General features: G+C 36.7%; 4 protein-coding genes and 1 pseudogene. 4 read left to right on the top strand and 1 reads right to left on the bottom strand.

Annotated features, from left to right (window positions below; translation table 11 throughout):
- The first annotated feature begins 1,154 nt into the window (after positions 1-1,154).
- From FD47_RS13670 to FD47_RS13650, 4 genes and pseudogenes are all read left to right on the top strand, one after another.
- The gene (locus FD47_RS13670) at positions 1,155-1,688 is read left to right on the top strand and encodes a transposase (protein WP_054736555.1); all 534 of its coding nucleotides are present in this window, start codon (positions 1,155-1,157) and stop codon (positions 1,686-1,688) included.
- 14 nt (positions 1,689-1,702) lie between these two features.
- On the top strand, positions 1,703-2,584 hold the full coding sequence (locus tag FD47_RS13665; RefSeq protein WP_225353009.1) for an IS3 family transposase: 882 nt from the start codon (positions 1,703-1,705) through the stop codon (positions 2,582-2,584).
- 151 nt (positions 2,585-2,735) lie between these two features.
- Positions 2,736-3,805, top strand: a protein-coding gene (locus FD47_RS13655; RefSeq protein WP_156319495.1) for an IS3 family transposase whose coding sequence is annotated in 2 segments (ribosomal slippage) — positions 2,736-2,964 and positions 2,964-3,805 — 1,071 coding nt in all. Because the reading frame shifts where the segments join, the coding sequence is not laid out codon by codon here.
- Between the two features lie 37 nt (positions 3,806-3,842).
- Positions 3,843-4,136: pseudogene (locus tag FD47_RS13650) on the top strand (TrkA C-terminal domain-containing protein); the annotation flags it as partial.
- Between the two features lie 311 nt (positions 4,137-4,447).
- Here the strand turns inward: FD47_RS13650 and FD47_RS15130 are convergent.
- Positions 4,448-4,510 (bottom strand): putative holin-like toxin, encoded by a 63-nt coding sequence (locus tag FD47_RS15130; RefSeq protein ID WP_222843308.1) that lies wholly within the window; start codon positions 4,508-4,510, stop codon positions 4,448-4,450.
- Between the last annotated feature and the right edge of the window lie 447 nt (positions 4,511-4,957).

Genomic DNA, 4,957 nt, shown 5'->3' with positions numbered 1-4,957 from the left:
GGGCTTGTTCGGATTAAACTTGTAATTTGCCCGGTTAAAAGAAATAATTTTGATTGTTGCCGAAGACAACTTTTAAGACAGATTTTAAGCAAAAAAATTCACTAAATTGTTGATATTCAAGAATTGTTTGAGGCTTTTGTCAATGAACCTGACGAAATCAAAAAGAATTTGTATAATTCCTTATACACTTACGTTTTGCAAAAAAGACAAGAAGATATTATTAATCGCCCAGGTTTTGTAATTTATCCCTCTAAAAACTCGCTGAGGGCTTTTTATTTTGGCTTTGGTATAAAATATATAAATAGCCTTAAAATTGTTAAAAACGGAAAATAAGGCCCTTAAAAAGAGACATAGCAGTTAAATCTTTATCAAATTTTAGAAAAACTAACTATTTGCTGTCAATGGTAGCGGACGAGCGAAGCGTGGGAGTATAAGAAATTGACAGCTTTAAACAAGTCTTAACACTGAAATGGCGAAAGCCAAAGTTTCTATAAAAGCTTTGCTTTCCTGCCTAACGGTGAGTGTAAAACGATCAAGCTGGTTCAGCTTGATCGAGGAGAAGGGCCTGGAGCCCCCCCATACATCATGAAGGATAAACCACTCTCAGGTAACATAACCTACCTTATCGACACTAGCACCTATACCAGTGCTTGTGCATTGACTCTCAATCACAAACTCGCCGCAAGCCTTTATCTTCCGTTCACATATAGCAGCTTTTTCAAAATCACACAATCTATACCACTCACTTCGATTTTTCTTCTTTGCACTTCATTTTTGTTTCATGTTATAATGAACTTGCAAAAAATGTAGAAACAAACTTACACCAAAGCCCCTAACGACCACGAATCGTTAGGGGCTTTTTAGGTGGGCTAATTGTTGCCTATTTTATTTTACTTACGGTGTTTACGTTTTAGCCAGTCCGTAAACCACGCTGTTATTAGCGCAACCGCAAGTGGGGCAAAAAATGTAGAAATCAAAACTCACACCTCCCAACCGTTGCAGATTGGATAGGCAACTGCTTCATTATACCCTAATTATCTTCTTTGCCACCAGTGCCGTTTTTTGGGCTTTTCAGCCGTTTTAGGCTCTTTCCTTAACTGAAGTGCTTCATAATTGTTAGACAAAGAGTCTAATGATTGTGAGGTACTTTTTTTATGACCAAATATAGTTCAAAATTAAAAGCAGAAGTTGTATCCGTATATTTGAATAGTAATCTCAATGCCTCGGAAGTAGCTTCTAAATATGACTTACCCGGGCGTCAAGTCCGAAAATGGATTCAACTGTATAAATTAGGTGGTGTAGAAACTTTTAATCGAAAAAGACACAAGCGATATTTCTCATCAGAGTTTAAATTAGATGTGATAGACTACTACCAAACTCATGATGATTCTTTAGCCATTGTTGCTATGAAATATGATATTTTAGCCGCACAAATAAGTATTTGGCGAAAAGTGTTCATCCGTGATGGTATTATAGGCTTAAGATCTCATCCTAAAGGCAGGCCATCTAAAATGAAACGTAAGAAAAAACAAGTTCGTCAATTAGAAAAGCAAAGTGAACTTGAACGTTTACGAGCGGAGCTCGTTAAGAAGAAGCAGGAACTCTACAATACGAAATTGGAGAACGATATTCTAAAAAAATCAATGACCCTGTTCGGACCTTCAAAGGACGTCAAAAAACACAAATAGTGGATCAAATCAGGGTGGACCAAGCACAGCTTCCAAAGGCACAGCGTTATAAAATTGGTGATATTCTTGACGCCATAGGTCTCAAGAAGGCCACCTATCATGATGAACGTAAGCGTATCAAAAATTATGTCGATAAGTATATTGATATCAAAGCTAAAATTCTAAAAATCACCAATGATGGAAAATGGCGGGGACGATTAACCTACGGTTATCGACGAGTTCAAGAGGAACTAGTCAAACTGAATATTCATATTGCCGACAAAGTAGTTCGTCATTTGATGGATGAGTTGAACGTTCAAGTGAGTATGTACAATCGTCGTAAAAATGGTAAATATTCTTCATATCGAGGAACTGTTGGTAAAATAGCAGAGAACGTTTTGAAACAAGATTTTAGTCACACAAAACCGTATGAAGCCTTACACACTGATGTGACTCAAGTTCGCTTAACAGATCGAAAATGGGCATATATTTCCGTAATTACTGATGAAGCTAGCAAAGAAGTTTTGGCCTTTCAAGTTAACGATAGTCCTAACCGTGAACTGATTACCAATACGCTTGATGAATTAATCGCTAAGCTTCCGAAAGGAAGCAACTCTATCATTCATTCTGATCAGGGATGGCATTATCAATTAGGTTATTATACACAAAGGCTTCTGGATAACGATTTTATCCAGAGCATGTCTAAAAAAGGAAATTGTCATGATAATGCACCAATCGAGAGTTTCTTTCATATTTACAAAACGGAATGCTTGAGTGGCTTTCCCCCTTACAAAGAAATTAAGTCACTCACAGAAGCTTCGCTGAATTATGTCAGTTGGTATAATAATCACCGAATTTCACTCAAAACAAAAGGCATGTCCCCAATTGAGTATCGAGAACATACCTTAGCAGCATAAAAATATCTATTTTGTCTAACTTTTGTATTGCACTTCAAGTTTAACTGGAAGTTAATTGATATCCTACATCTATTGCTCTTATCCTAGTATTTGGTACACAAATATTTAGACAGTTGTGCCATAATAAAATAACTAGGATAGGAGTTTTTATATGAAACGATATACTGATGATTTTAAAGTAAGCATTATTAAAATACACACCGAGGAAAAGAGATCAGTTCGTTCTCTCTCAGAAGAATATGCAGTGTCTCCTGCATCAATTCATAACTGGATTAAAGATGCAAAATCAGTTGAACTTGATGATGGAACTGAAGTTACTTCTAAAGAATTTAAAAAATTACAAAAAGAGAACCAACGTCTCAAGGAGGAATTGGAGATTTTAAAAGCTGCGGCGGTGTTACTGGGAAAGCGTTAGGGCGAGTTAAAACTCTTGCTTTCATTAAGATTCAGTTACCCTATCACCGCCTATCCTTAATACTCTCAACTTTAAGATTAGCTCGTAGCACCTATTACCATTGGTTGAACTATCAACCTAGTCAACACGATTGTGTTGACCGTCATTTAAAAGCAAGCATTCGAAAAATTTGGGAAGAAAACTATCGCGCTTATGGTTATCCAAGAATCAAACTAGCATTAAATAGACTGGGAATTATAGTTGGTGTCAAACGGATTTTTCGGCTAATGCAAGAAATGAAGATTCATTCTCTCATGCATCGGCGTTTTAAAAAGCCTAGTACTCATGTTGATTATTTACAACGTCTCAATCTGATCAAAAACAAGCCAAAAGCTAGTACTTGGCGCGCTGATATTACTTATCTTGAGCTACGACCTGGAACTTGGGTATATCTTAGTTCAGTGTATGAGCCAAAGGTTCATAAGATACTCGCATATAAGATAGGACGACAGATGAATGCCAAACTAGTAGTAGATACAGTTAACCAAGCACTTGAACATCATAAAAGGCCAGCATATTTTCATTCAGATATGGGTTCACAATATACGAGCTGTGATGTTGAAAACTTGCTTAGACGACATCAAATCTTCCATTCGTATTCTAAGCAAGGATATCCTTACGATAATAGCCAAATAGAAGCTTTTCATTCATTATTAAAACGAGAATTCGTTTTTCAAACGCATTTCTCAAGCTTTGAGGATTTAATTCTCAGAATCTCAAATTATATTAATTGGTTCAACACTGAAAGAATCAGAACAAGTGTCTAGAAAAACATGTGCCAAATATTGACTTAGGAGCAAGTTTAAGCAGATGACAATGCCTAAAACTGTTCAGCAACTTCATCGACCTGATCATTTGGAAATACCGGTTTTCTTTGGCAGTCCCTTAAACGGCAAAATGGTCCGAGACATGCCATGGCCTAAAGAAGCACTGCTCATTGGAATCCGGCGTGGTGAACAAGAAGTGATTCCACATGGTGACACCTTGATTCATGAAGGTGATACGTTAGTACTGTTAACTGATACAACCCAACGAACCCGAGTTAAACAACGGATTGATGCATTATTAGCAACTTTAGAAAAAAAACACCGAGACTAAGTTAATAGGCAAATTGGTCTATCATAATAATAAATATTAGATTAAGTGGGTCCGTTGCCAGACATAAACATATTGGGAAACTATATACAAATACGGCGAAGTACGAAAAACGCTGAAAAAGAATTAGTTGAACCTATTTTTGAAAAATACAAAGATAAATAATAAGCTGAAAATGCCTTGCTACCCAATTTTTCATAGTCATGCTATAACGAAAAAGAAAAAGGAAGTCCCACGTGAACAGGACTTCCCGTGTAGAGCCGTTAAAGACGGTGGCAGATATTAAAACANCAAAGTTATGTGGGGCGGCTTTTTCATTTGTGGTGTTTGTCGATATAGCTGAGTAGCGCGATTAAAAACGTGCCAAACAGCAACATCAACGAGAGTGTCTGAAAGACGCTCATTGACTGTGAAGCCTTCCTGAAGATTATTCCATGTTCCCATGAGCCTCACCTCGCAAGGGAAAAGACAATCATTGCCATTAAAGCTTCTTGCTTAATCTATTATACAGGGAAATGGGGATAGAATAGTGTCTATGCATAATCAGCTTTCTTTAATCTTCGAGCCATAAATAGCCAAGCTATTAACGAAAACAACAGGACTATAAATACCGTGATGTAACTCGTGTTTCCGTGATAAGTTAAAGATTCGATCCAAAAAAAATTAAGACAACTAGGATATTCACGAGAAACCTTGTTTCCAGATGAAAAAACATTTGATGGTAAATACAGGGAAACGATAAATTCAATTAATAATTCGCACTAAGCTTAAAGGCCACTAGGGTATACCCTAATGGTCTTTTTTATTTCTGTGCTATACTAGGA

It is taken from the genome of Lentilactobacillus parafarraginis DSM 18390 = JCM 14109 (assembly GCF_001435895.1).
GTDB lineage: Bacteria > Bacillota > Bacilli > Lactobacillales > Lactobacillaceae > Lentilactobacillus > Lentilactobacillus parafarraginis.
Note: the sequence above shows the minus strand (reverse complement) of the source record. Positions and strands in the feature narration are given on the sequence as shown.